The 24,994-nt window shown below is 68.9% G+C and carries 19 protein-coding genes; 6 read left to right on the top strand and 13 right to left on the bottom strand.

The genetic code is table 11. The features are described 5' to 3' along the window. The first annotated feature begins 302 nt into the window (after nucleotides 1-302). Both DC347_RS14495 and sufU read left to right on the top strand, forming a co-directional pair. Nucleotides 303-1,628 (top strand): SufS family cysteine desulfurase, encoded by a 1,326-nt coding sequence (locus tag DC347_RS14495; protein WP_109863431.1) that lies wholly within the window; start codon nucleotides 303-305, stop codon nucleotides 1,626-1,628. A gap of 23 nt (nucleotides 1,629-1,651) precedes the next feature. Then, nucleotides 1,652-2,101: a Fe-S cluster assembly sulfur transfer protein SufU gene (sufU, locus tag DC347_RS14490; protein ID WP_109863430.1), complete on the top strand. Its 450-nt coding sequence runs from the start codon at nucleotides 1,652-1,654 to the stop codon at nucleotides 2,099-2,101. A gap of 89 nt (nucleotides 2,102-2,190) precedes the next feature. Here sufU and DC347_RS14485 read toward each other — a convergent pair whose 3' ends face one another. Genes DC347_RS14485 through DC347_RS14475 form a run of 3 tightly spaced genes read right to left on the bottom strand, consistent with a single transcriptional unit; the run spans nucleotide 2,191 to nucleotide 4,463 of the window. After that, nucleotides 2,191-2,412 (bottom strand): SCO4848 family membrane protein, encoded by a 222-nt coding sequence (locus DC347_RS14485; RefSeq protein ID WP_018762965.1) that lies wholly within the window; start codon nucleotides 2,410-2,412, stop codon nucleotides 2,191-2,193. Between the two features lie 3 nt (nucleotides 2,413-2,415). Continuing rightward, complete coding sequence (locus DC347_RS14480) at nucleotides 2,416-2,913, bottom strand: DUF2505 domain-containing protein (RefSeq protein ID WP_109863429.1); 498 nt, start codon at nucleotides 2,911-2,913, stop codon at nucleotides 2,416-2,418. 44 nt (nucleotides 2,914-2,957) lie between these two features. After that, nucleotides 2,958-4,463 carry an SDR family oxidoreductase gene (locus tag DC347_RS14475; protein ID WP_109863428.1) on the bottom strand — a complete coding sequence of 502 codons (1,506 nt, stop codon included), beginning with the start codon at nucleotides 4,461-4,463 and terminating at the stop codon, nucleotides 2,958-2,960. A gap of 213 nt (nucleotides 4,464-4,676) precedes the next feature. Here DC347_RS14475 and mfd point away from each other — a divergent pair, with 213 nt between their 5' ends. Both mfd and DC347_RS14465 read left to right on the top strand, forming a co-directional pair. Beyond that, nucleotides 4,677-8,372, top strand: coding sequence for a transcription-repair coupling factor (gene mfd / locus DC347_RS14470; RefSeq protein WP_240617803.1), 3,696 nt, complete (start codon nucleotides 4,677-4,679; stop codon nucleotides 8,370-8,372). A 6-nt stretch (nucleotides 8,373-8,378) separates the two neighbouring features. Continuing rightward, nucleotides 8,379-9,191 (top strand): metal-dependent hydrolase, encoded by an 813-nt coding sequence (locus tag DC347_RS14465; protein ID WP_043424301.1) that lies wholly within the window; start codon nucleotides 8,379-8,381, stop codon nucleotides 9,189-9,191. 78 nt (nucleotides 9,192-9,269) lie between these two features. On the opposite strand, the gene DC347_RS14460 is transcribed toward DC347_RS14465, so the two are convergent. From DC347_RS14460 to nirB, 6 genes are all read right to left on the bottom strand, one after another. Beyond that, nucleotides 9,270-9,533: a hypothetical protein gene (locus DC347_RS14460; protein WP_018762970.1), complete on the bottom strand. Its 264-nt coding sequence runs from the start codon at nucleotides 9,531-9,533 to the stop codon at nucleotides 9,270-9,272. Between the two features lie 53 nt (nucleotides 9,534-9,586). Continuing rightward, on the bottom strand, nucleotides 9,587-10,306 hold the full coding sequence (gene deoC / locus DC347_RS14455; RefSeq protein WP_018762971.1) for a deoxyribose-phosphate aldolase: 720 nt from the start codon (nucleotides 10,304-10,306) through the stop codon (nucleotides 9,587-9,589). A 133-nt stretch (nucleotides 10,307-10,439) separates the two neighbouring features. Next, nucleotides 10,440-11,333, bottom strand: coding sequence for an FAD-dependent oxidoreductase (locus tag DC347_RS14450; protein WP_109863427.1), 894 nt, complete (start codon nucleotides 11,331-11,333; stop codon nucleotides 10,440-10,442). Nucleotides 11,334-11,534: 201 nt separating this feature from the next. Beyond that, entirely contained in the window at nucleotides 11,535-12,683 is a 1,149-nt protein-coding gene (locus tag DC347_RS14445; RefSeq protein WP_018762973.1) for a uroporphyrinogen-III synthase, read from the bottom strand. 14 nt (nucleotides 12,684-12,697) lie between these two features. After that, complete coding sequence (cobA, locus tag DC347_RS14440) at nucleotides 12,698-13,729, bottom strand: uroporphyrinogen-III C-methyltransferase (protein WP_109863426.1); 1,032 nt, start codon at nucleotides 13,727-13,729, stop codon at nucleotides 12,698-12,700. 2 nt (nucleotides 13,730-13,731) lie between these two features. Further along, complete coding sequence (gene nirB / locus DC347_RS14435; RefSeq protein WP_109863425.1) at nucleotides 13,732-16,374, bottom strand: nitrite reductase large subunit NirB; 2,643 nt, start codon at nucleotides 16,372-16,374, stop codon at nucleotides 13,732-13,734. A 258-nt stretch (nucleotides 16,375-16,632) separates the two neighbouring features. Here nirB and nirD point away from each other — a divergent pair, with 258 nt between their 5' ends. After that, on the top strand, nucleotides 16,633-17,013 hold the full coding sequence (nirD, locus tag DC347_RS14430; RefSeq protein WP_109863424.1) for a nitrite reductase small subunit NirD: 381 nt from the start codon (nucleotides 16,633-16,635) through the stop codon (nucleotides 17,011-17,013). 49 nt (nucleotides 17,014-17,062) lie between these two features. On the opposite strand, the gene DC347_RS14425 is transcribed toward nirD, so the two are convergent. Together DC347_RS14425 and DC347_RS14420 are read right to left on the bottom strand one after the other, a co-directional pair. Continuing rightward, the gene (locus DC347_RS14425; RefSeq protein WP_109863423.1) at nucleotides 17,063-18,805 is read right to left on the bottom strand and encodes a phospho-sugar mutase; all 1,743 of its coding nucleotides are present in this window, start codon (nucleotides 18,803-18,805) and stop codon (nucleotides 17,063-17,065) included. A gap of 58 nt (nucleotides 18,806-18,863) precedes the next feature. Continuing rightward, complete coding sequence (locus DC347_RS14420; protein ID WP_018762978.1) at nucleotides 18,864-19,682, bottom strand: purine-nucleoside phosphorylase; 819 nt, start codon at nucleotides 19,680-19,682, stop codon at nucleotides 18,864-18,866. A gap of 104 nt (nucleotides 19,683-19,786) precedes the next feature. Between DC347_RS14420 and DC347_RS14415 the strand changes: the two genes are divergently transcribed. Then, complete coding sequence (locus DC347_RS14415; RefSeq protein ID WP_026264929.1) at nucleotides 19,787-21,202, top strand: NAD(P)H-quinone dehydrogenase; 1,416 nt, start codon at nucleotides 19,787-19,789, stop codon at nucleotides 21,200-21,202. A 33-nt stretch (nucleotides 21,203-21,235) separates the two neighbouring features. Here the strand turns inward: DC347_RS14415 and DC347_RS14410 are convergent, their stop codons facing one another. Both DC347_RS14410 and DC347_RS14405 read right to left on the bottom strand, forming a co-directional pair. After that, nucleotides 21,236-22,789, bottom strand: a complete 1,554-nt coding sequence (locus DC347_RS14410; RefSeq protein ID WP_109863422.1) for an FAD-dependent oxidoreductase — start codon at nucleotides 22,787-22,789, stop codon at nucleotides 21,236-21,238. Then, entirely contained in the window at nucleotides 22,786-24,993 is a 2,208-nt protein-coding gene (locus tag DC347_RS14405; protein WP_109863421.1) for a molybdopterin oxidoreductase family protein, read from the bottom strand. The genes DC347_RS14410 and DC347_RS14405 overlap by 4 nt, the downstream gene beginning before the upstream one ends. Between the last annotated feature and the right edge of the window lies 1 nt (nucleotide 24,994).

The raw sequence follows: 24,994 nt of genomic DNA, 5'->3' as shown, positions 1-24,994 counted from the left end.
TGTACGGGAGGGCGCTACCGGATTTACTTAAGGAGGCAAAGCAAAGCGGCAGGCTGGAAGCCGCGGAGCAGCCGATCAGGACATTGAGGCCCCTCATATTTCCGGTCCCCACGGACCGGGCACAGACGGGGCCGGCGACGTCAGAGTCTTCTGAGACCGAGACTCTCCCCCCAGCCGTCGCCGGCCCTCTGCTCCCTCGGCCGAAGCCCGGGGCAGCGGTGGCGGCAGCCCCTCCGGGCGGCCGCCACAGCCGTGTTGTGGGACAATTGGGTGTCAAACATTGGCAGCCCAAGGAGTTCGTTTTGTCCGTAGTATCAACGCCAGCCACGCTGGAACGTGCCCTGCCGGCCATGGACAACGCGGAAGTGCTGCGCATCCGCAACGACTTCCCCGTGCTGAACCAGCTGGTCAACGGCCAGCCGCTGGTCTACCTCGACTCCGGCGCCACCTCGCAGAACCCGGTCAGCGTCATCGAAGCCGAACAGGAGTTCTATGAACAGCGCAATGCTGCCGTGCACCGCGGCGCACACCATCTTGCGGTGGAGGCCACCGAAGTCTTCGAAGATGCCCGGCAAACCATCGCCGACTTCATCGGGGCCGGCTATGAAGAGACCATCTGGACCTCGAACGCCACCGAGGGGCTGAACCTCATCAGCTACGCCCTGTCCAACGCCGCCCTTTGGGCTGCCCAAGGCCGCGGCGATCGCGGCCTGCGGGAACTGGCGCTGGGGCCCGGCGACGAGATCGTGGTGACGGAGATGGAGCACCACGCCAACCTTATTCCGTGGCAGGAGCTGGCTTTCCGTACCGGGGCGAAGCTCCGCCATATTCCCATCAATGACGACGGCAGCCTGCGCATGGACGCTGCGGCCTCAGTCATCGGACCCCGGACAAAGGTCCTGGCCTTCACCCATGCCTCCAACGTGCTGGGCATCATCAACCCGGTGCAGGAATTGACGGACCTGGGCCGCGCCGCCGGCGCCCTCGTGGTCCTGGACGCCTGCCAGTCCGCCCCGCACCTGCCCTTGAACGTCAAGGAACTGGACGTGGACTTCGCGGTCCTCTCGGGCCACAAAATGCTCGCCCCCACGGGCATCGGCGTGCTGTACGGACGGCAGGAACTGCTGGACATCCTGCCGCCGTTCCTGACCGGCGGATCCATGATCACCACCGTCACCATGGAGCGGGCAGAGTACCTGCCGGCACCACAACGCTTCGAAGCCGGTACCCAGCGCATCTCCCAGGCCGTGGCATTGGCCGCCGCGGCCAACTACCTCACCGAGACCGGGCTGGACCGGATCCACGCCTGGGAGTCCGAACTCGGCCAGCGCATGGTGGTGGGCCTTGAGGCCATTCCCGGTGTCAGGGTCCTTGGCCCGGCCGCAGGCAGGGAGCGGATCGGCCTTGCCGCGTTCGATGTCGAAGGCGTCCACGCCCACGACGTCGGGCAATTCCTGGACTCCCGCGGGATCGCCGTGCGCGTCGGGCACCACTGCGCCCAGCCGCTGCACCGGCGGCTGGGACTGACCGCCACCACCCGCGCCAGCGCCTACCTGTACAACACCACCGACGACGTGGACCGCTTCCTTGAAGCCGTGGCCGGCGTCAGGGCCTACTTCCGCGCCTAGCGGAGAACACGAAGGGTGACACCATGAGCCTCGACCAGTTGTACCAGCAGATCATCCTGGACCATTCCAAGGCCCGCCACGGCAGCGGGCTGGCCGCCATCGACGCCCCGGCCGGCGCGGCAACAGGCCAGTCCCACCAGCTCAACCCGGTATGCGGAGACGAAGTCACCCTGCGGCTGGCGGTGCAGGACGGCACGGTGGTCCAGGTGGCGTGGGACGGAGCCGGTTGCTCCATTTCCATGGCCTCGGCGTCGGTTCTCTCCGAACTCGCCGACGGCATGACCGTTGCCGAACTGCACCAGGTGATCGAGAGCTTCCGCGAGGTGCTCCGCTCACGCGGCAAGGTCCAGGCCGATCCCGAACTGCTGGGGGACGCCGCTGCCTTCGAGGGGGTTGCCCGCTACGCGGCCCGGGTCAAGTGCGCCATGATCTCCTGGGTGGCGGCGGAGGACGCGCTCAACCAGGCGGCATAACCGCAGGGAACAGAACAGCCCGGGCCTTCCTCGTTCCGGAGGAAGGCCCGGGCTGTGTCATGCCGGAGCCGTGCTGCCGCGCGGAAGGGTCAGCCCAGCAGTCCCAGGACGCCGATGACTGCGGTGGCGAGTCCCAGCACCATGGAGATGCTGACCAGCACCACGTGCACGGTCAGGAATTTGGTGGCCTTGCCGGCAGTGTCGCGGGCACGGGGATCGTTCATGACCCGGCGCAGGAACTGCGGCCAGACCACCAGCGACCAGACGCCGGCGACAATCAGGACCAGCGCAGCGAAGACGGGCAGCTCCATGTACTAGTGGCTTTCCAGCCAGGCCTGCGCCTGCGTGGCCTGCAGGTTCAAGGCCTTGGCCACCATGGGCTCGGCGGCATCGGCGATCTTGCCGCCCAGGAACGGAACGGAGGACTTCACGGCGCCCTCAAGCTCCACCCGGGTTCCACCGGCGTCGGCCACCAGCCGCTGCACGGCCGTGACATCCACCGGGGCGCCGGCGACCTTCAGCGAGATGTTGCTCTGGCGGGAGCCATCAGCGGCGGGGGCGTCCCAGTTTTCCACCTGGGTCACTTTGAGGTGCTCGCCGACAAACTTGCGGGCAATCTCGGGCAGCCGGGTGGTGGGCAACGTCCGCACCGACGTGGCGCTGAACGCCCCGGCGGTGTCGCCGTCGACCTTGAAGGACTCCAGTTCGCCGCCCACCAGCCGGCTGACGTGGCGCTGGAAATCCTCGTTCACCAGCACAGCGGCAACGCTGTCAACGGAGTGCGGAAGGGTGGTGGTTGCGCTCAGCGCCATGGGTCCTCCTGGGACGTCGGGAAAGGATTTACGCCTCCAACATCCTACGGGGTCACCTCTGCGCGCTCCGCATCGGCCAGTTTTTGGGCTGCCGCGGTGATGTTCCGGGCCATGGCCGGGAAGATCAGGCTGTGGAAGGGAAGTACGGCCAGCCAGTAGAGCCGTCCGCTCAAACCCTTGGGGAAGAAAATGGCCCGCTGCCTGTACCGGCTGCCTCCGCCGTCCGGCTCCACGGAGAGCTCCAGCCAGGCACGGCCGGGCGCGCGCATTTCTGCCCGCAGCCGGAGCAGCCTGCCGCGGTCGATCCGCTCCACCCGCCACCAGTCCACCACCTCGCCGGCGGCCAGGGAGTGCGGGTGCCGGCGGCCCCGCAGCAGCCCGGCGCCGCCGGTCAATTTATCCAGCCAGCCCCGCACCTGCCAGGCCAAGGGCAGCGAGTACCAGCCGTTGCGGCCGCCGATCCCCTCGATGATGGTCCAGACGTGCGCCGGGTCCACGTCTCCGTGGAACGTCCGTTCGTCGATGTAGACCTTGTGCCCGGCCCACTCGGGGTCGCTGGGCAGCGGGTCGGAATCCGCGCCGGCGTTCGCCCACGTGGTCTCCACCTGGCCGTCCCGTTCCTTGCCCAGCGCCAAGGCCACCGCGGTGCGGTAGGGCGTGAGGCCGCCGTCGGGCTGCGGAATGAACTGGTCGATGTCGTGCTCGTTGGACACGGCGTCATGTTGCAACGACTGGACCAGGGGGACCGCCATGGACCATGGGATGGGGGTTGTCAGGGCCACCCACATGCCGGCCAGCTTGGGCGCCGGCACAGGCAGCGCCAACACCACCCGGTAAGGCAGGCCGGCCACGGCTGAGTACTCCTGCATCATCTTGGCGTAGGTCAGCACCTGCCGGCAGCCGATGTCGAAGGTCCGGTTGATGGGACCCTCCAGCGACGCCGCAGCCACCAGGTAATAGAGCACATCGCGGACGGCGATGGCTTCGATCCGGTTGCGCACCCAGCTTGGTGCGGGCATGAGGGGCAGCGTCTCGGACAGGTGCCGGATCATTTCGAAGGAAGCGGAGCCGGAACCGATCACCACGCCCGCCTGGTACACGATCGAATCCACCGGGCTGTCCAGGAAGACCTTGCCCACGGCCTCGCGTGAGCGCATGTGGGTGGACAGCTCCACCCCCTTCGGGTGCAGGCCGCCCAGGTAGACAATCCGGTGGACGCCCGCCGCCGTGGCAGCATCCGCCGCCGTCCGGGCCATCGCCTTTTCCTTCGCCTCGAAACCGGCCCCTGCCGCCATGGAGTGCACCAGGTAGTAGAAGACGTCGACGCCGGTAAGGGCTGCGCGGAGGGCGTCGCCGTCGTCAAGGCTGCTTTCCACCACGTCCACCTCGGTGCGCCAGGGCACACCGGCGATCTTGTCGGGGGAGCGGACCAGGACCTTGACCGTATGGCCCGCTTCCAGCAGCCGTGGCACGAGCCGGCCGCCGATGTACCCGGTGGCACCGGTGACAAGGACGGTCTTTGATGTAGGCCGGGCAGTCATTTCGCTCATACTGGCTCCTGTTCGTCCCTTGTGGTTCGGAGCGGCGGCTTGTCCGGACGGCTGCTCCGACGCCGAATGCGATGGCACTGCCAGCCTAGGCCCGCAATCGCGGGACTGCCATGTCGGTCCCGCGCGGTAGGCTGGAAGTTCCCCGGGATTCGCAGCGAATTTCGGGTTTTCGCGTTGCCTGCGATTTTGATGAACAGCACAGGAGCTACTGCCATGAGTCTTTCCGGCCAGTCCGCCGCCGGCACGTCCAGCACCGGCAAAACCCGCGCCGGCACATCCGGCGCGGTCCCCACGCTGGATGGCCTGCGCCGTGCCTTGGAGCCGGACCGGACATTCGGCCGGGTCCGGGCCGAGGCCGCACGGGGCTTCGAGGTCCGTGGACAGGATTACCAGATCAGCGCCCCTGCGGGCTTGCGGCCCGTGCTGCTGGCGGAGATGGCAGACGGCCTGGCAGCAGCGGCGGACAGCGGTGAACCGGGCGTTGTGCTTGCCGTGACCGCCACGGGCAGGGAAGCCGAGGACCTCGCCGCGGCCCTGCGCGCGTACCTGCCGGCGGACACCGTGGCCGAGTTCCCCAGCTGGGAGACCCTTCCGCACGAGCGGCTCTCGCCGCGCTCGGATACCGTGGGCCGCCGGCTCTCGGTCCTTCGCCGCCTGGCCCATCCGGAAAGTTCGACGACGGCCCGGCTGCGCGTCGTCGTCGCGCCCGTCCGCGCCGTGGTCCAGCCGGTGGTGGCCGGCCTGGGGGACCTGGTTCCGGTCACGTTGAAAGTGGGCCAGGAGGTACCGTTTTCCGATGTGGTGAAGAGCCTCGCGGACGCTGCCTACGCCCGCGTGGACATGGTGACGCACCGCGGCGAATTCGCCGTCCGAGGTGGCATCATCGACGTCTTCCCGCCCACCGAGGACCACCCCATCCGGGTGGAGTTCTTCGGGGACGAAGTGGACCAGATGCGCTGGTTCGCCGTGGCCGACCAGCGCTCGCTGTCCGCACCGGGCATCCACCACCCCACGGAACTGCATGCGCCGCCATGCCGCGAAATCCTCATCACGCCGTCCGTGATGTCCCGCGCCGCCACGCTGAAGGCCGAGCTGCCGGCCGCGGCGGACATGCTCGAAAAGATCGCCGGCGGCATCGCCGTGGAAGGCATGGAATCCCTGGCCCCGGTGCTGGTGGACGCGATGGTTCCATTCGTGGACCAGCTGCCCGCCGATTCCATCGCGGTGGTCATCGAGCCCGAGAAGGTGCGCACCCGCGCCCACGACCTCGCCGCCACCAACGAGGAGTTCCTCGAGGCGGCCTGGTCCACGGCTTCGGACGGCGGGACGGCCCCCCTTGACCTCAGCTCCCAGGCCAGTGCGGCGCTGCACTCGGCGAGCTTCCGGTCGCTGGCCGAAACCCGCGCGTCCGCCCTGGGGCACGGGGTCTCCTGGTGGTCAATCACCTCCCTGGCCCAGGACGCGGAGTTGCTCCCCGAGATCGACGTATTGAACCTGCATGCCCGCGAACCCCGCGGCTACCAGGGCGATGTGGCGGAAATGATGGAGTTCATCGGCTCACATGTCCGCGACCAGTGGCGCATCGTGGTGGCTACCGAAGGTCCCGGCCCGGCCCAGCGCCTGGCCGAGCTCTTCCATGACGCGGACATTCCGTGCGCCCGGGTGGACAGCCTGGACCACGAACCCCAGGCGGGCATCATTGAAGTGACCACCGCCGCCGTCGGCCGCGGTTTTGTCCTTGACGGGCTTAAACTGGGCCTGCTGACGGAGGCCGACCTCCTGGGCCGGACTTCTGCCGGGTCCACCAAGGACATGCGGCGGATGCCCTCCAAACGGCGCAATGCGGTCGACCCGCTGCAGCTGGTGGCCGGGGACCATGTGGTGCACGAACAGCATGGCATCGGCCGGTTCGTGGAACTGATCCAGCGGAAGGTGGCCGGCGGCGGTGACGGCGTGCGCGAGTACCTGGTGCTGGAGTACGCGCCGGCCAAGCGCGGGGCGCCCGGCGACCGCTTGTTCGTCCCCACGGACCAGCTCGACCAGGTGACCCGGTACGTGGGCGGTGACGCTCCCGTCCTGAGCAAGATGGGCGGCGCCGACTGGGCCAGCACCAAGTCCAAGGCCCGGAAGGCCGTCAAGGAAATCGCCGGTGAACTGATCCGGCTCTACTCGGCCCGGATGGCCTCCCGCGGGCACGCGTTCGCCCCGGATACGCCCTGGCAGCGGGAACTGGAGGAGGCCTTCCCATACGTCGAGACCCCGGACCAGCTCACCACCATCAACGAGGTCAAGGCGGACATGGAACGGGAGATCCCCATGGACCGCCTGGTCTCCGGCGACGTCGGCTACGGCAAGACCGAGATCGCGGTGCGGGCGGCGTTCAAGGCCGTCCAGGACGGCAAACAGGTGGCTGTGCTGGTGCCCACCACCCTGCTCGCGCAGCAGCACTATGAGACGTTCACCGAACGGTTCTCCGGCTTCCCGCTGCGGGTCAAGCCGCTGTCCCGGTTCCAGGCTGCCAAGGAGGCCAAGGAGACGGCCGAGGGCGTGAAGAACGGCACGGTGGACGTAGTGATCGGCACGCACCGGCTGCTCTCCAAGGATTTCGAATTCAAGGACCTGGGCCTGGTGATCGTGGACGAGGAGCAGCGGTTCGGCGTCGAGCACAAGGAAGCGCTGAAGAAGATGCGCACCAACGTGGACGTCCTGGCCATGAGCGCCACCCCGATTCCGCGAACCCTGGAGATGTCCCTGACCGGCATCCGGGAAACCTCCACCCTGGCCACCCCGCCGGAGGAACGGCACCCGGTGCTGACCTATGTGGGCCCGTACACGGACAAGCAGACCTCCGCCGCGATCCGCCGCGAACTGATGCGCGAAGGACAGGTGTTCTTCGTCCACAACCGGGTCTCCACGATTGAACGCACCGCCGCGAAGATCCGCGAACTTGTGCCGGAGGCGCGCGTGGAGGTGGCGCACGGCAAGATGTCCGAGAGCCGGCTGGAGCAGATCATCGTGGACTTCTGGGAGAAGCGGTTCGATGTCCTGGTCTGCACCACCATCATCGAGACCGGGCTGGACATCTCCAACGCCAACACGCTGATCGTCGATGGCGCGGACAAGTACGGCCTGTCCCAGCTGCATCAGCTCCGCGGCCGGGTGGGCCGTGGCCGGGAGCGCGCCTACGCCTACTTCCTCTACCCCTCGGAAAAGCCGCTGGGCGAGGTGGCCCTGGAGCGGCTCAAAGCTGTGGCCGCGCACAACGAACTGGGCGCCGGCATGCAGCTGGCCATGAAGGACCTGGAGATCCGTGGCGCAGGCAACCTGCTGGGCGGTGAACAGTCCGGGCACATCCAGGGGGTGGGCTTCGACCTGTACATCCGCCTGGTGGGCGAGGCCGTGGCGGACTTCCGCGGCGAAGCCGAAGAGAAGGCTGCGGAGATGAAGATCGAACTGCCTGTCAACGCGCACCTGCCGCACGACTACGTCCCCGGCGAGCGGCTGCGCCTGGAGGCCTACCGGAAGCTCGCCTCCGCGGTCACCAACGAGGCCATCGACGAGGTCATGGCGGAACTCGTGGACCGTTACGGCGAACTGCCGCTCCCGGCGCAGAACCTTGTGGCCGTGGCCAGGTTCCGGGTGGGTGCACGCGAGGCCGGCCTGACCGACGTCGCGCTGCAGGGCAACTTCATCAAGTTCTCCCCGGCCACCCTGCCGGAATCCAAGGTGATGCGACTGAACCGCATGTACCCGGGCGCCCAATCCAAGCCCGCCCTGGACGCCGTCCTCATCCCCAAACCGAAAACCGCACGGATCGGCGGCCGGGACCTGCAGGACGCCGAGATCCTCGACTGGGCCAACGGCGTGATCCGGAACATCTTCTCCGATGCTCCCCTGACCGTCGGTTAGGGGATGATGGGAGGACACCACGCCGCGTCGGGAGCCGCGGCGTGGGTTGCTGTTGCGTCCACGGGACCGTACACGCTGGGCTGGTATCCGCTGGATCCCACCGGCATCCTCATCGGCGGGATGGCGACGGCGGGCACGGCCCTGGTGTGCGACTGGGACCACCGCTCCAGCACGGTGGCGCACTCGCTCCCGCCGCTGTCCAATGTGATCGCGCGTGGCATCGAGAACGCCAGCGGCGGCCACCGGCAGGGCACGCATTCCATTGTGGGCGCCGCCCTGTTCGTGTTCCTGGCCGGCCTGGCATCGCAGGTCCATATGGACACCCCGTGGGGCCGCCTGTCCGTCGGCGCCGGGCTGCTGTGCATGTTCCTGATCAACATCGCGGCCAAGGCGCTGAAACTTTTTCCCAAGAGTGGATTCATCTCGAACTGGATCTTCGCCCTGGCGATGGCCAGCCTGGTCACGTTCTTCGCGCCGGACCAATGGACCTGGCTGCCCACCTCGATGCTGATCGGAGTGGCGGTCCATATTGTCGGCGACCTGGTCACCACCGGGGGAGTGCCACTGCTGTGGCCGCTGGTCATCAGGCCACCCCGGCTGCTGCGCCGGCTGCCCCTGCTGCGGAACGTCTGGCGCCCCAACGGCGCCCTCTCGGTGCCCCTGCTGGGACGGGCGGGATCCAAGCGGGAGTGGCTGGTGCTGATCCCGGTCAGCGCCTACGCCATGGTGGGCATGTCCATGGCCGGCTGGGCCATCGCCAGGGACCACTGGGGCCCGGTGGCCGCCGCCGCGGGGGCTTGGATCAGGCTGTGGTTCTAGCAGCAGGAAGGCCTCGGGCAGCAGACAGCAAAGGACCCCGGACGGCGTGTCCGGGGTCCTTTGCTGTCTGCGTGGGGATCAGTGCTCGCCTGCGGAGTCAGACCGTCCGAGGATGGTCTGCGGGATCCAGAACGCCAGGGCGAACAGGACCAGGCACACCGCCATCGGCCAGGGGTTGTCCAGGCTGAGGAAGGACAGGGAGTAGATGGCGCCCAGGAACAGGGCGAAGCTGACCACGAAAAGGACAGCGCTGGTGGCCGTGTTGTTCTCGTTCTGCGGGGTGCGGACCATGTCCTGGTTCGACGTCGTGTCCCGGCTGGACGCGTTGATCTTGCTGGACATGTGTTCCTCCTCGGCCCCGCGGGGCTTGGTCTGTGGCGGCCGTCCGGTCCCGGTCAGTAAGCGGCTGAACCCTGTTCACCCTTGACGATGGCAATCCCGGAGCTGGCGCCGATTCGTGTTGCACCTGCAGCAATCATAGCCTGAGCGTCGGCCAGGGACCGTATACCGCCGGAGGCCTTGACCCCCACGTTCGGGCCCACGGCCTTGCGCATCAGCGCCACGTCTTCAACGGTGGCGCCGCCACCGTTGAAGCCTGTGGACGTCTTGACGAAGTCCGCGCCGGCCTCCACTGCCGCCTGGCACGCCAGGACCTTTTGTTCGTCGGTCAGGAGCGCGGTTTCGATGATGACCTTCAGGATGGCGCCACCGGCGTGCACGGTCTCGGCCACGGCGGCGATGTCATCGGCCAGGGCGCCCTTGTCGCCTGCCCGGGCAGCGGCGATGTTGATCACCATATCCACCTCGTCAGCGCCGTCCAGTACCGCGCCGCGGGCCTCGAAGGACTTCACGTCCGTGGGGGTCGCCCCCAGCGGGAAGCCGACCACGGAGCAGGTGAGGACCCCTGAGCCCTTCAGCGCGGTGGTGACGGTCTTGACCCAGACAGGGTTGACGCAGACCGACTTGAACCCGTACTCGGCGGCCTCGGCGCAGACTTTCAGCACCTCGGCTTCCGAGGCTTCGGGCTTGAGCAGCGTGTGGTCGATGTAGGAGGCGATGTTCCCGTCACCGGCCGGTGTGGCGGTGCCTGCGTGAACGGTGGCTTCATTGCTCATGGATGGTCCTCTCGAGGGGCTTTGTGGGCCCGGCGCGTCGGTGACTCGTTGCTGAAACCATCTTGTCACAGCGCGCCGGGGCCGCACCGGCGGCCCGGTGGCGGACGCCGCGGGACAACCCCGGCCGGGCCGGTCAGGCGGCCACCTGCAGTGCCGGCACGGCGGCGGCGGACGGAACTGCGGTGGCAACGGCGGTCAGCAACTGGGTGGCGCAGGCCCCCGCCGCGGACGCGGCCGCCACCAGCAGGCCCAGCCGCACGCCGTCGAACGCCGCAGCATCACCGATGGCCCAAATGCCGGGGACCGACGTGCGGAAGTCGCGGCTGATCACGATGCCGCCGCCGGCGGCCGTCCGCACCCCGGCCGTGGCGGCGAGGCTGTCACGGGAGACCCGTTCCTCGGCCAGGACCACCAGGTCTCCGGTCATGCTGCTGCCGTCCTCGAAGACGACGGCGGAGGAGGCCAGGCCGGAAGCGGATCCGCCCGGAACAACGGAAGGAACGACGGCGGCGGGCCGGGCCGTTGTGCGGATGGGCCGCACGCCTTTGGCCCGGAGGACGGCTTCGGCTTGTCCGGCGGCCGCGCCCGTGCCGACGAGGATGCCGACGGGCCTGCGTCCCAGTTCACGGGTGACTTCCTGGACGCCTTCGGCGATGCGCGGGGCGTCGTCGATGGTGGAGTAGCTCAGGCACTGGGCGGCGCCGTCCACGGGGCTGGCAGCGGGGGCGGAGCCGGTGGCGATGACCAGCTGGTCGTAGGCGAACTCCATGCCGTCGGCGGTGGCCACGGTGCGGTTGGCGGCGTCGATGTGGCTTGCGGGCTGGCCGAAGCGCACGGAAACCTGGGGCAGCATGGCCAGTTCCAGCAGTTCGGCGGGAGTGTCGTCCCGGTTGCTCAGTACGGTAATGCTTCCGGTGAAACGGGCGCGGTCCAGCTGCGCAACCAGGGCTTGGGCGGCCGGTCCGGCCCCGGCGATGACGATGCGGGTTGCCTCGGAGGTGGACGGGGAGGGTGCCGGAGCGGACATGTGCTGGCCCTTTCGCTGGTGGCCGTTAACCGGCCGGAACTTCGTGATGCACCCCAGCGTAGGGGCCTGCTTTTTCGGTTGTGTTACCCGTCCATTGCTGTTTCGGAGGGTGTTGTTCGCCAGTATTTACCGGCCGGTAACAGAACCCGTGACGCACCTCTCATCCGGGAGCCGGCGGACACATTCGGCCGCCCCCGGACCTCAAACGCGGATCCGGTAGCCCCGCTTCACCACGGTTTCGATGAGCTTGCCGTCCGGCAGCGACGACCGCAGCCGGCTCACGGTCATGTCCAGCGCGTGGACGGAACCACGGAGCTCCAGCAGGTCCGAAAGGGACTCGCGGGACAGGACCGCGCCCCCGGCACCGAGCAGCGCCCGCAGGAGCAGCAGCGGGGCGGGGGCCAGTTCCACCTGCCGGCCATCGATGCGAAGGCTGCGGCCCCGGAGCTCGATGTTTCCGGAGCGGGTGTCGAGCCGCCGGACGTGGTTCAATGCCAGGTGCTCGCACACCAGGCGGATGAGGGCTCCCATCCGGAACCGTTCCGGGATCAGCGGGGTCACCCCGGCGTCCAGCAGGGGCTGCGCCGTGACGGGACCCACCACCGCGGTAGTGACATTCAGTTTCAGGCTCTCCACCAGCTGCTTGTACAGGCCCATCTCGTGGGCCGTGCTCCACATCGCGTCCACCGCGGGGGCGCTGGTGAACGTGAGGACATCCAGGTTTCCGTTGCAGGCAGCCTCGATCAGCCGCGGCAGCTTGTCCTCGCCGTCGGGCTTGACCCAGCGGTAGGGCGTCACGGTCAGGACCGTGGCGCCGGACATCCGGAGCCGTTCGATCTGGCGGACGTCGGTGTAGCCGTGCAGCTGCATGGCGACGGTCTTGCCCCGGACGCCTTCGGTGAGCAGCATGTCCACCAGCGTGGCAGTGGTTTCGTCGCTGCTGATCCCGACGTCGGCGAGGCCGGCCGCACGCACGGCCCCGCGGGCCTTGGGTCCCCGGACGAACATCCGGCAGCTTCCCAGCGTTTCCAGCAGTTCGTCGCCGATTCCGAAGGAGTCAGCGGCCTCGCACCACCGGCGCATGCCGTAGGCGGTGGTGGCGATGCACAGGTCCGGTTTGGCGGCGATGATGGCCCTGGTGTCTTCGATCAGGCGCATGTCCTCCTGGACGGGGGCGATCTTCAGCGCCGGAGCATGCAGCACTTCGGCACCCCGTCGCTCCAGGGCCTCGATCAGGTCGCGTGACCGCCGGTCCGAGGTGACGCCGATGCGGAACCCCTCAAGCGGCGATTCCGCGGCATCTGTTGTTTCTTCAGCCTGCGTGGGTTCGGCCGGTGCAAGTGCAGTCATGGGGGTCAATCCTTTCATGATCCCAGCAGCGAGGCCGCCAGCATGTCCAGGTCGGCGGCGGCTCCGGCGTGCTGCCGGTTGGCTTCGGCCACCCGGACCACCTCACCGATCACCAGTACTGCGGGATTGCTGCAGCCGGCAGCGGCGGAGGTGATGGTGCCCAGGTTTGCGATGGTGGTGCGCTGGCCCGGCCGGTAGCCGCGTTCCACCACGGCCATGGGCATGTCCGGGCGCATTCCGGCGCGGCGCAAGCCCGCTGCCAGCTGGTGCAGGGTGCCAATGCCCATGAGCACCACGATGGTCCCGCCCAGGCCGGCCAGGTGGTGGTGCTCCTTCTCAGTCAGCGGCGCGTGTCCGGAGACCACGGTGAACATGTGGCTGACCTCGCGGTGGGTCACCGGGATGCCTGCCGCGGCCGGGACCGAGATGGCGCTGGTAACGCCGGAGATGACGTGCACTTTGACACCGGCGGCCACGCACGCGGCAACTTCCTCCCCGCCCCGGCCGAAGACGTAGGGGTCCCCGCCCTTGAGGCGCACCACGTTGTTGCCGGCCAGGGCGCTTTCGACCATCAGTTTTTCAATGTCCGACTGGCTGACTTTGTGGTGGCCCGGTTTCTTTCCGACGTCCACCAGCTCCGCGGAGGTCAGCAGCGGCAGCTCCTGGTACGGGGCCAGCCGGTCGTAGAAGACGACGTCGGCGTCCCGGAGCGCCTTGACGGCAGCCACGGTGAGCAGGTCGCCCGTGCCGGGGCCGCCGCCCACCAGAGTGACGTGGCCGGCCGGGCCGGCGGCGGGCTCGGCAGCGACCGGGATGCCGGCGTTCCGGCAGCGGTCAAGGAAAGCGCCCCAGCCGTTCTGTCCGTCCTCGACGGCGGCGACCAGGAACAGCCGCTCCGGTACGTGGACGAGCCGCGCCTCTGCGGGGCTTCCAACGCGGTGGACGACGGCGCCCGCGGCTTCGTACCGCCGCACCGCCTGCCGCGCGGCATCCGGGGCGCCGGCCACCAGGACGTTCCGGCCGGTGAGGTCGATACTGAGCTGCATGGCTATGCCTCGTTTCCAGGGGTTTCCGTGGTGGCGGAGCGGACCGGGATGGAAGCGCCGATCAGGACCTTGGTTTTTTCCTCCGGGGTGGCGGGGCGCATCTGGCCGCGCTCGTCCGGGACGAAGGTGATGGAGTCGTCCTTCTGGTCGGGAGCGTTGACGAAGGAGCGGAACCGGCGGAGGCGTTCGGGGTCCTTGAGGGTGTCTGCCCATTCATCCACATACGTGTCCACGTGCTTGGCCATGGCGGCTTCGAGTTCGTTGGCGATGCCCAGGGTGTCCTTGACCACCACGTCCTCAACGTGCTTGATGCCGCCGTCGAGCTCTTCCTGCCAGCGGGCCGTGCGCTGCAGGCGGTCCGCCGTGCGGATGTAGTACATGAAGTAGCGGTCGATGTACTTGATCAGGGTTTCGTCGTCCAGGTCCTTGGCCAGCAGCTGGGCGTGGGCCGGGGTGGCTCCGCCGTTGCCGCCGACGTACAGGTTCCAGCCGTCGGCGGTGGCGATCACGCCCACGTCCTTGCCGCGTGCTTCGGCACACTCACGGGCGCATCCGGAGACGCCCATCTTCAGCTTGTGCGGGCTGCGCAGGCCGCGGTAGCGCAGCTCCAGCTGGATGGCCATGGCCACCGAGTCCTGGACACCGAACCGGCACCAGGTGGACCCGACGCACGACTTCACCGTGCGCAGGCTCTTGCCGTACGCCTGGCCGGACTCGAAGCCGGCGTCCACCAGTTCCTTCCAGATCTCCGGCAGCTGCTCCAGCCGGGCACCGAACATGTCGATCCGCTGGCCGCCGGTGATCTTGGTGTACAGGCCGTACTTTTCGGCGACGGCGGCGATCACGCCGAGCTTCCTGGGGGTGATTTCACCGCCGGCGATGCGGGGCACCACCGAGTAGGTGCCGTCCTTCTGCATGTTGGCCAAGGCGCGGTCGTTCGTGTCCTGCAGGGTGCCGCGGCCGGCGTCGAGGACGTAGGCGCTGTTCTGGCTGGCGAGGATGTTGGCGATGGTGGGCTTGCAGATGTCGCAGCCGTCGCCGGTGCCGTACTTGGCCATGATCTCTTCGAAGGAGGTCAGTTCCAGGACGCGGATGGCATCGAAGAGTTCCTGGCGGGACAGTTCGATGTGCTCGCAGAGGGCCTTGGAAACCTCGACGCCGGACTTGGTCAGCTCGGTTTCCAGCAGCTTCTTCAGCATTGGGACACAGGAACCGCACTGCGTGCCGGCCCGGGTGCAGCCCTTGAGCTCGCCGAGCTCCTGGACGGGCGCGTTGCCTTCGCAGGCGCCGCAGCCGTTGATGGTGTCCCGGATGGTCCCGGCCGTGACGTTGTTGCAGGAGCACAGGGTGGCGTCGTCCGGGAGCTCGGTTTCGGGAGCTTCGCCGCCGCCGGCCGCGGTCAGGAACGCGCCGGGCTCTGCGGGGAGTTCACGGCCCAGGAGAGGCCGCAGGCTCATGTAGGGAGAGGCATCGCCGACGAAGATGCCGCCCAGGAGGGTCTTGGCGTCGTCCGTGGTGACGATCTTCTGGTAGACGCCGCGGGCGGGGTCCGCGTAGACGATTTCGAGGGCGTGCTCGGTGCGGGCAAAAGCGTCACCGAAGCTGGCCACGTCCACGCCGGAGAGTTTCAGCTTGGTGGCGGTGTCGAAGCCGGGGAACGTGGCGTCGCCGCCGTGCAGCCGGTCGGCGACGATCTCGGCCATGGTGTTGGCGGGCGCCACCAGGCCAAGGCACATGCCGCCGAAGTTGGCTACCTCGCCAATGGCCCAGATGCCGGGGACTTCGGTGGCGCAGTAGTCGTTGATGACGACGCCGCCGCGCGGGCCCAGGCTGAAAAGCTGCTCTTCGCCGTCGGCGGCGCGGAAGAGTTCGTCACGGGGCTTGACGCCGACCGCGACGATGACCAGGTCGGCCGGGATGATCCTGTTGTCGGCCATCAGCACTCCGGTGACCTGGCCGTCGTCGTCCGCCAAAATCTCCGACGGGAAGACACCGCCGTGGACCTCGAAGCCCTTGGCTTCGATCAGGCGGCCCAAGGCCTGGCCCGCGCCCTCGTCCAGCTGGGTGTTCATGAGCCAGGGGGCGCCGTTGATGACCACAGGGGTGGCGCCGAGCTGTTCCGTGCCGGCTGCGGATTCCAGTCCCAGGAGCCCGCCGCCAATGGTGACCGCGTTGATCTTGCGGCCGAGTTTCGCGGTGAGGTCGGCGACGGCCTTGTTGATGGCCCACACGTCCTCCAGCGTCCGGTAGACGTGGGCGTGCCCGGCGCCGGGGATGGGCAGGCGGACGGCGTCCGAACCCGTGGCCACGACCAGTTCGTCATATTCGTAGGTGTTGCCGGCGGCCGTCTCCACGGTCATGGCCTCAGCGTTGACCTTCACGACGCGCTCGCCGGTCTTCAGGGTCAAGGAGCCGTGCTCCCACATGGAGGTCGTTCCCAGCGTCAGGTCCACACCGGTGTCCGTGAGGGCCTTCGAGAGGGCCACGCGGTCGTAGGGGAGGTGGGCTTCCTCGGTGAGGACCGTGACATCCCAGCCGTCGAGGCCGCGGGCATGCATGGCGTCCGCGAAACGGTGGGCCGCAGGGCCGCCGCCGGCGACGACGATGCGGCGCGGAGTCTCGGTGCTTGAAGTCTGTTCGGTCACTGTGGGCCTTTCGCATGGGCCGCAGACGGTGCTCTGCAGCTTGTGCTCCCAGCCTAGGGAGGGGCAGTTTCGCCTCAGTTTCCCTTTTGTTTCGTCAACTTAACTTCTGCATCACGAGCGCATTTCCGGCCGCGTGAGGTCTCTTTTACCCGCCGGACACATTCACCGCACTCCTTTGAAACACCCGGAACCTAGCGTTGGACACGGCATCACAAGCAGCCGCTTGCAGGGATGACAGGCACAGGAGAGGAGCCGGACATGACGGCAACACTGGAACTTGGGGCGCTCGCCGCCGAATCAGACACCGCCGGATCCGGGACCGGTTGGCACCGCGTCTGCGCGGTGGAGGACCTTGAGCCCGCCTGGGGCGAGGCAGCGCTGCTTGCCGGCCGCCAGGTGGCGCTGTTCCGCACCGGTCCACGCAAAGTCTTCGCCGTGGCGCATGAGGATCCGGCCACCGGAGCCCACGTCATGGCCCGCGGCATCCTGGGTTCCAAGGGCACGCGCCCCACGATCGCCTCGCCGCTGCATAAAGAGGTCTACGACCTCGAGACCGGTGAATGCTTCACCACTCCGGGCCTGCGCCTGGCCGCCTTCAACACCCGGATCACCGACGGGTTCGTCGAGGTGGAACTCTAGGACTTCCCGCACACAGGAAAGGGGCGCCAGGCGGCGCCCCTTTCCGCGGTTAAAGTCCCAGTGCCTCGCTGACGTCGTGCAGGACCTCGTCCAGGGAGGCACGCGCCGCCTGGCGCGCCTCCGGCAGTTCGGCGGCGGATCCCACGTGGTGGATCACTTCGAGGTAGCACTTGAGCTTGGGCTCCGTGCCGCTGGGCCGGATGATCACGCGGGTCAGGTCCCTGGTGATGTACAGCAGGCCCTCCGTGGGCGGCAGCTGGCCGCTTCCCTCTGCCAGGTCGGTGAAGACTTCCACCGCGGACTGCCCGAACGATTCCGGCGGCGAAACCCGCAACCGGTTCATCATGGCGTCCAGGAGGCCCAGGTCTGCGACCCGGATGCTCAGCTGGTCGCTGGCGTGCAGGCCGTGCTGGAGGTACAGCTCATCGAGGGTGTCGAAGACGGTCTTGCCGGCGGCCTTGGCGGCGGCAGCAAGTTCGGCGATCAGCACGGCGGCGGAAATGCCGTCCTTGTCCTTCACCAGGTCCGGCGCGACGCAATAACCCAGCGCTTCCTCATAGCCGTAGGTGAGGCCGGGAACCCGGGAGATCCATTTGAACCCGGTCAGGGTTACTTCATGGGCGAAGCCCGCGGCAGCGGCGACGCGCGCCAGCAGGCGGGAGGACACGATCGAGTTGGCAAAGACACCCTGGTGGTCCGCTTCGGTGCCGGCGTCCGCGAGCCGGGCGGCGATGTGGGCCCCCAGGAGGGCGCCGACTTCGTCTCCGCGGAGCATCCGCCAGGCGCCGGTGTCCGGGTCCTTGGCGGCGACGGCAGCCCTGTCGGCGTCGGGATCGTTTGCGATGACCAGGTCGGCGTCGAGCCGTTCGGCCGCTTCGAGGGCGAGGTCGAGTGCCCCGGGTTCTTCCGGGTTGGGGAAGCTGACGGTGGGGAATTCGGGGTCCGGTTCGGCCTGTTCGGCCACCATGGTGACATCCGTGAAACCTGCCGCGTTCAGGACCTCCAGTGCCGTCCCGCCACCCACGCCGTGCAGCGGGGTCAGGACGATCCGCAGGTCGCGGGCGGGGAAGCGGTCCGGCATGGCCAGTGCAGCAATCGCCCGCTGGTAGTCGGCGGCCAGCGAGCCGTCCAGCACGGTCCACCCGCCGGCCGCCAGTTCGATGGAGTCGACGGGGCCCACGGCGCTGATCCTCGCGGCGATGCGGGCGTCGTAGGGGGCCACGATCTGGGCGCCGTCGCCGTCGGCGGACACTGCGTGCCGGCCCAGGTAGACCTTGTACCCGTTGTCCTGCGGCGGGTTGTGGCTGGCGGTGACCATGACGCCGCCGTCGCATTCCAGGGCGCGGACGGCGTAGGCCAGCAGGGGAGTGGGGAGGGCTGCCGGGAGCAGGAAAGTCTCGATGCCGGCAGCGGTGAAGATGGCGGCCGTTTCGGCCGCGAAGACATCCGAGTTGTGCCGGGCGTCATAGCCGACGACGGCGCGCGGCCGGGTGCCGGACGCAGCTTCGGCCACGGCGTCCACCAGGAAGGCCGCCAGTCCGGCTGCGGCGCGGCGGACCACCACCCGGTTCATCCGGTTCGGCCCGGGTCCGAGGGCGGCGCGCAGGCCCGCCGTGCCAAACTGCAGCGTGCCGCGGAAGCTGTCTTCCAGCTCCTGCCGTGCCGCGGGGTCGCCCTCTTCAACGAGCCCCACGAGCCCAAGCAGCGATGCTTGTGTTGCGGGATCCGGATCCAGGGCGGCCCATTCCCGGGCCTCGGCAAGCAGGCGAAGTTCGGCATCGGAAGACGTCATGGGCCTAACGCTATCGTCATTGCAGGTCCGTTGCCCGCACCCCGGCGGTCAGGGGCGTTCAGAGCCGGGCGATGATGTCAGCCAGCAACCGGGAGATGCGCGGGCCCGCGGCCTGGCCGGATTCGATGACTTCCTGGTGGCTGAGCGGCTGGGGGCTGATGCCCGCTGCCAGGTTGGTGACCAGGGAGATGCCGAACACTTCCATTCCGGCGTGGCGGCCGGCAATGGCCTCCAGTGCCGTCGACATGCCGATCAGGTCCGCCCCGATCCGCTTGGCGTACTGCACTTCAGCCGGGGTTTCGTAGTGCGGGCCGGGGAACTGGGCGTAGATGCCCTCGTCCAGGGTGGGATCCACCTCGCGGGCCAGTCCACGGATGCGCGGTGAGTACAGGTCCGTCAGGTCCACGAACGTTGCGCCCTCCAGCGGGGACGCAGCGGTGAGGTTGATGTGGTCGCTGATCAACACGGGGGTGCCGGGCGTCCACGCCTCGTTGAGTCCGCCGCAGCCGTTGGTGAGGACCAGGGTCTTGCACCCGGCGGCCGCAGCGGCCCGGATCCCGTGCACCACTGCCCGGACGCCCCTGCCTTCGTAGTAGTGGGTCCGCGCACCCAGGACCAGGGCGCGTTTTCCGTCCTTGGCCAGTACGGACCGGATGGTTCCCACATGGCCTTCCACGGCGGGGGCATGGAAGCCGGGGACCTCCTCCGCGGAGAGGGTGGCGGTGGTCTCGCCGATCAGGTCGGCGGCCTCGCCCCAGCCGGAACCGAGGACGAGGGCGACGTCGTGGCGGTCCACCCCGGTCTCCTCGGCGATGTAGTCAGCGGCGGCCCGGGCGGCGGCAAACGGGTCAGTGTTCAGGAAGTCTGTTGTACTCACCAGTACAAGTTATCCTGCCGCCACTGTTGCCCTCATCACGGCCGGCCCGGAAAACGCCCTGTTTTCTTGGTGGTCAGGCCGGAGATGGGCGAGAATGGATGACTGTGACTACGCATCCAGATTTCAGTTCCCCCCGAATCGCGATCCTGGGAGGCGGTCCCGGCGGATACGAGGCGGCCATGGTCGCCGCCTCGCTGGGGGCAACGGTCACCATCATCGAACGTGCCGGGCTCGGCGGCTCCGCGGTGCTGACCGACGTCGTTCCCTCCAAAACCCTCATCGCCACGGCAGACCTCATGGCCCGGGTGGCCGAGGCGGGCGAGCTCGGCGTGAAATTCGACGTCGACGGCGGCGATTTCGTGCCGGTGATGCACGCTGACCTTAAGCACATCAATGACCGCCTCCTCACCCTGGCCCGCACCCAGTCCCATGACATCCGCGAGGGCCTGGAGAAGGTGGGTGTGCGGATCATTGCCGGGTCCGGCCGCCTCGTGGATAACCACACCATCGAGGTCCTGACCGCTGACGGCACCGAGACGGTGGAAGCCGACACCATCCTGCTGGCTGTTGGCGCGCACCCCCGCGAACTGGAAACTGCCCGCCCGGACGGTGAGCGGATCCTCAACTGGACCCAGATCTACGACCTTGACGAACTTCCCGAGGAACTGATCGTCGTCGGCTCCGGCGTGACGGGTGCCGAATTCGCCTCCGCCTACAACGGCTTGGGATCCAAGGTCACCCTGGTCTCCAGCCGCGACCGCGTGCTGCCGGGCTCCGACGTCGACGCCGCGGTGGTACTGGAGGAAGTCTTCGAGCGCCGTGGGGTCCGGGTCCTGTCCCGCTCCCGCGCCCAGTCCGTGGAGCGTACGGACGACGGCGTCGTGGTGACCCTCGCCGATGGCTCCACCGTGACCGGCAGCCACTGCCTGCTCTGCCTGGGCTCCATCCCCAACACCGCCGGACTGGGCCTTGAAGAAGCCGGCGTGGCCGTCAGCGACAGCGGCCACATCAAGGTTGACGGGGTATCCCGCACCACGGCCCCGAACATCTACGCCGCCGGCGACTGCACCGGCGTCCTGCCGCTGGCCTCCGTGGCCGCCATGCAGGGCCGCATCGCTGTGGCGCACTTCATGGGCGACGGCGTGACCCCGCTCAAGCTCCACCAGGTGGCGTCGAACATCTTCACGTCCCCGGAAATCGCCAACGTGGGAGTGTCCGAGGCGGAGATCGAGTCCGGCAAATACCAGGCGGACATCATCAAGCTTTCGCTGCGCAGCAACGCCCGCGCCAAGATGCGCAACGCCAAGGACGGCTTCGTGAAGATCTTTGCCCGGAAGGGCTCCGGAACCGTCATCGGCGGCGTGGTGGTGGGGCCCAACGCGTCCGAGCTGATCTTCCCGATCGCCATCGCGGTCAAGCAGAAGCTGCACGTGGACGACCTCGCCAGCACCTTCACCGTGTACCCGTCGCTGACCGGCTCCATCTCCGAGGCCGCCCGCCGCCTGCACGTCCACATGTAGGGCAAGGCCGAGGCCCCGTGTGGCCTTGCGGGCTTAGGGGAGGGCCGGGGAGAAGTGCTTCTCGATAAGCCCCTTGATGTCCTCGTGACAGCCGCCGCAGCCGGTGCCTGCCCGGGTGGCCTTGGACACGTCCGCCACCGTTGAGCAGCCGCCCTCCACAGCGCCCTGGATCGCCGCTCCGCTGACACCGGCGCACCGGCAGACGGTGCCTGCGGGGTCGGCGGCGCCGGGGACCAGGTCCGGCCCGTCCAGGCGCAGGAGCAGGGAACGGTCGGCGGGCAGTTCGGCGCCGCGTTCAAAAAGGCCCACCAGTTCGGCCGCGGTCCGCGGCATTCCCACTGACACCAGGCCCTCCAGGACGCCGCCGCGGGTGGTCATCTTGACGTAGCGGCCGTGCTCCGGATCGGCCCACTGGGCGATTTGCAGGCGCGGCCTGCCGTTGACGGCACCTGCGGTGAGCGCTTCTTCGTCCCAGGGGTCGGCGCCGTTGTTCCCGGCCACCGCCATGTTCAGGCCACGGGCCTTCAGCACCACGACGGCCGGTTGTTCCGGTGGCAGGGCCGGCAGCAGGTCCGCCTCCGCCGCTGCCCCTTCGGCCAGCAGGGTGAGGTAGCCGCCCAACCATTCGGCCTGGCGCCAGCCGGGCCCTACCAGCCCGGACGGGCCCATGGCGTTCCTGCATTCGGCGCAGCCCGGATCCGGGCAGCGAACCTCCGCGCAGTCGCCGATGGCAAAGATGTGCGGTTCGTGGTGCGCCCGCAGCCGGTGGTCCACCAGGATCCCGGTGCCGGTGGACAGTCCGCAGCCTTCGGCCAGTTCGGTTCGGGGACGGACCCCGCACGAGATGACCAGGAGGTCGCCGTCGATCGCGGACCCGTCGTCGAGCAGCAACGCGGAGAAGCCGCCGTCGGGCGCGTTGTGCTCAACGCCCGTGGAACGGGCGTTGCCTGCCACCCTCACGCCGCACCGGCGCAGCCCGGCGGCCAGGACGGCCCCGCCGCCGCGGTCGATGCTGCGGCCCAGGGGGTGCGGCCCGTTGTGGACCACGGTGACCGTAGCCCCTTCTTCCGCGGCCGCGAGTGCCGTCTCCAGCCCGAGGACGCCGCCGCCCAGGACCACCACCCGCTTGCCGCCGTCCACCGCCTGGCGGAGCACGTCCGCGTCGCGGAGGTCGCGCAAGGCCGTGACCCCGGCGGGAAGCACGGGGGAGGCGGGATCGGGGTTGATGCCGGTGAGGTTGGGGATGACGGGCCGTGATCCGGTGGCAAATACCAGCCTGTCGTAGTGCACGGCGGTTCCGTCGGAAAGCAGGACCTGCTGCCGCGCCCGGTCCACCCGCTTGACCCGCACGCCCAGGCGGACGTCCACTCCCTCGGCTGCCAGGTCGGCGGCGTCGGCGAGGGCCAGGGCGCCGGCGGTGGTGCGGCCGACGCCGAGGTCCGCCACCAGGACGCGGTTGTAGGCGGCCTCGGACTCCTCACCCACTACGGTGAGCCGGGCGTGCCCGCCGCGGACGGCGGGCAGGAGCTCGTCCACCAGCCTGGCGGCCACGGGGCCGAATCCCACGATCACAATCTGCTCGCTCATGAGGCCTCCGTCTTTTGCAGCATGCGGGCGGAATCGGGGGCGGCCACGGGCCGGACCCACACGGTGTTGAACTTGAATTCAGGCATCCCGGAGATGGGGTCGGTGGCGGCTTCGGTCAGCCGGTTGGCGCTTTCGAATCCCGGGAAGTGGAAGGGGAGGAAGACCGTTTCGGGTCGGATGGCGCTGGTGATTTCCGCCCGGCACACCACCTCGCCGCGTGCGTTGGCCACGGAGACCAGCGAGCCGGCGGTGATGCCGAGTGCCTCGGCGGCCGCAGGGTGGATCTGGGCCTTCGCTTCCGGCTGGGCGGCGAGAAGTTCCTGGACCCGCCGGGTCTGCGCGCCGGACTGGTAGTGCTCCATGAGGCGCCCGGTGATGAGGGTCATTTCCTTGGCGCCGGCCGCCGCGTTTGCGCCGGGGCCCGCAGTGGCAGGGCTGTGGCGGCGTGGAACCACCGGGACCATGACCGCCTTGCCGCCGGGGTGCGCGAAGCCGTCCCCGAAGAGCCGCGGCGTGCCGGTGCTGCCGGCAGGGTAGGGCCAGTAGGCGGCTTCGCCCCGGTCCAGCATGGCGTAGTCGATGCCCGAGTAGTCGGCCAGCCCGCCTGCGGAGGCAAGCCGCAGTTCCTCGAAGACCGTCTCGGGGTCCTCGCTGTAGGTGGAGGGGGCGTCCAACCGCTCAGCCAGCCGGGCCATGATCCACAGTTCGCTGCGGGCACCGGCGGGCGGGGAGATGGCGCGGCGCCGGCGCAGGACGCGACCTTCCAGGTTGGTCAGGGTGCCTTCCTCCTCGGCCCACTGGAGGACCGGAAGGATGAGGTCGGCCTCCGCGGCGGTCTCCGACATGAAGAAGTCGCACACCACCAGGAAGTCCAGGCTGCGCAGGCCCTTGATGACAGTGTTGGCGTCGGGGGCGGCCACGGCGATGTTGGAGGCGTGCACGAAAAGGCACCGGACGCCGTCGGGCTGTCCCAGCGACTTCAGCAACTGGACGGCGGGCAGGCCGGGCCCGGGGATCAACGCTTCGGGGACGCCCCAGACAGCGGCGACGTGGGCCCGGGCGGCGGGGTCGGTGATCTTGCGGTAGCCGGGGAGCTGGTCCGCCTTCTGGCCGTGCTCGCGGCCGCCCTGGCCGTTGCCCTGGCCGGTGAGGGTTCCGTAGCCGCTGCGGGCAGAGCCCGGCAGGCCCAGCAGGAGGCTGAGGTTGATGGCGGCCGTCGCGGTGTCGGTGCCGTCCACATGCTGTTCCACGCCGCGGCCGGTCAGGATGTAGCTGCCGCCTGCCTGCGCCCCGGCGGCCAGCCTGCGGGCGGTTTCCCGGATCAGGTCCGCGGGCACGCCGGTGAGGGATTGCACGCGCTCGGGCCAGAAGGCGTTGACGCTGCGGGCTACGGCGTCGTAGCCCGTGGTGCGCTCCCGCAGGTATACAGTGTCCGCCAGGCCTTCGTGGATGACCACGTGGGAGAGCCCGAGCAGCAGGGCCAGGTCAGTGCCCGGCAGTGGCTGGAGATGGATGCCGCCGCCGTCGGCTGTGAAGGCTGCCGTGGCGGAGCGGCGCGGATCCACCACGATCAGTCCGCCGGCATTGCGGGCACCCTGCAGGTGCTGGACGAAAGGCGGCATGGTCTCGGCGACGTTCGAACCCAGCATGAGGATGGTGCCGGCGGCATCCAGGGCCTCGAGCGGGAAGGGCAGGCCGCGGTCCACGCCGAAGGCGCGCATTCCGGCGGCCGCTGCCGAGGACATGCAGAACCTGCCGTTGTAGTCGATCCGGGAGGTCCCCAGTGCCAGCCGGGCGAACTTGCCCAGCTGGTAGGCCTTCTCGTTGGTGAGTCCGCCGCCCCCGAAAACACCTATGGAGTCGGCCCCGTGGCGGGCGCGGGCATCCCGGACTGCCGAGGCGGCCAGGTCCAGGGCCTGGTCCCAGCCGATCGGCCGGTGGACGCCGTCGGGACCCTTCAGGAGCGGCTCGGTGATCCTGCCCGCGTGGTTCAGGAGCGTGGGGGAGGTCCACCCCTTGCGGCAGAGTCCGCCGCGGTTGGTGGGGAAGTCCCGGCCGGCAACTTCCAGGGCTGCCGCGGGGTTCAGGGCAGGCACGGGGCCTGGCCCCGGCTGTTCAGCCGGGGCCAGGTCCGCGGGGGACGTGAGCGTCATGGCGCACTGCAGGGCGCAGTAGGGGCAGTGCGTGTCGGCGCTTTTGGTCATG

The organism is Pseudarthrobacter sp. AG30, assembly GCF_003116525.1.
GTDB lineage: Bacteria > Actinomycetota > Actinomycetes > Actinomycetales > Micrococcaceae > Arthrobacter.
The sequence above is the reverse complement of the archived record's forward strand: the minus strand, read 5'-3'. Positions and strand labels throughout refer to the sequence as shown.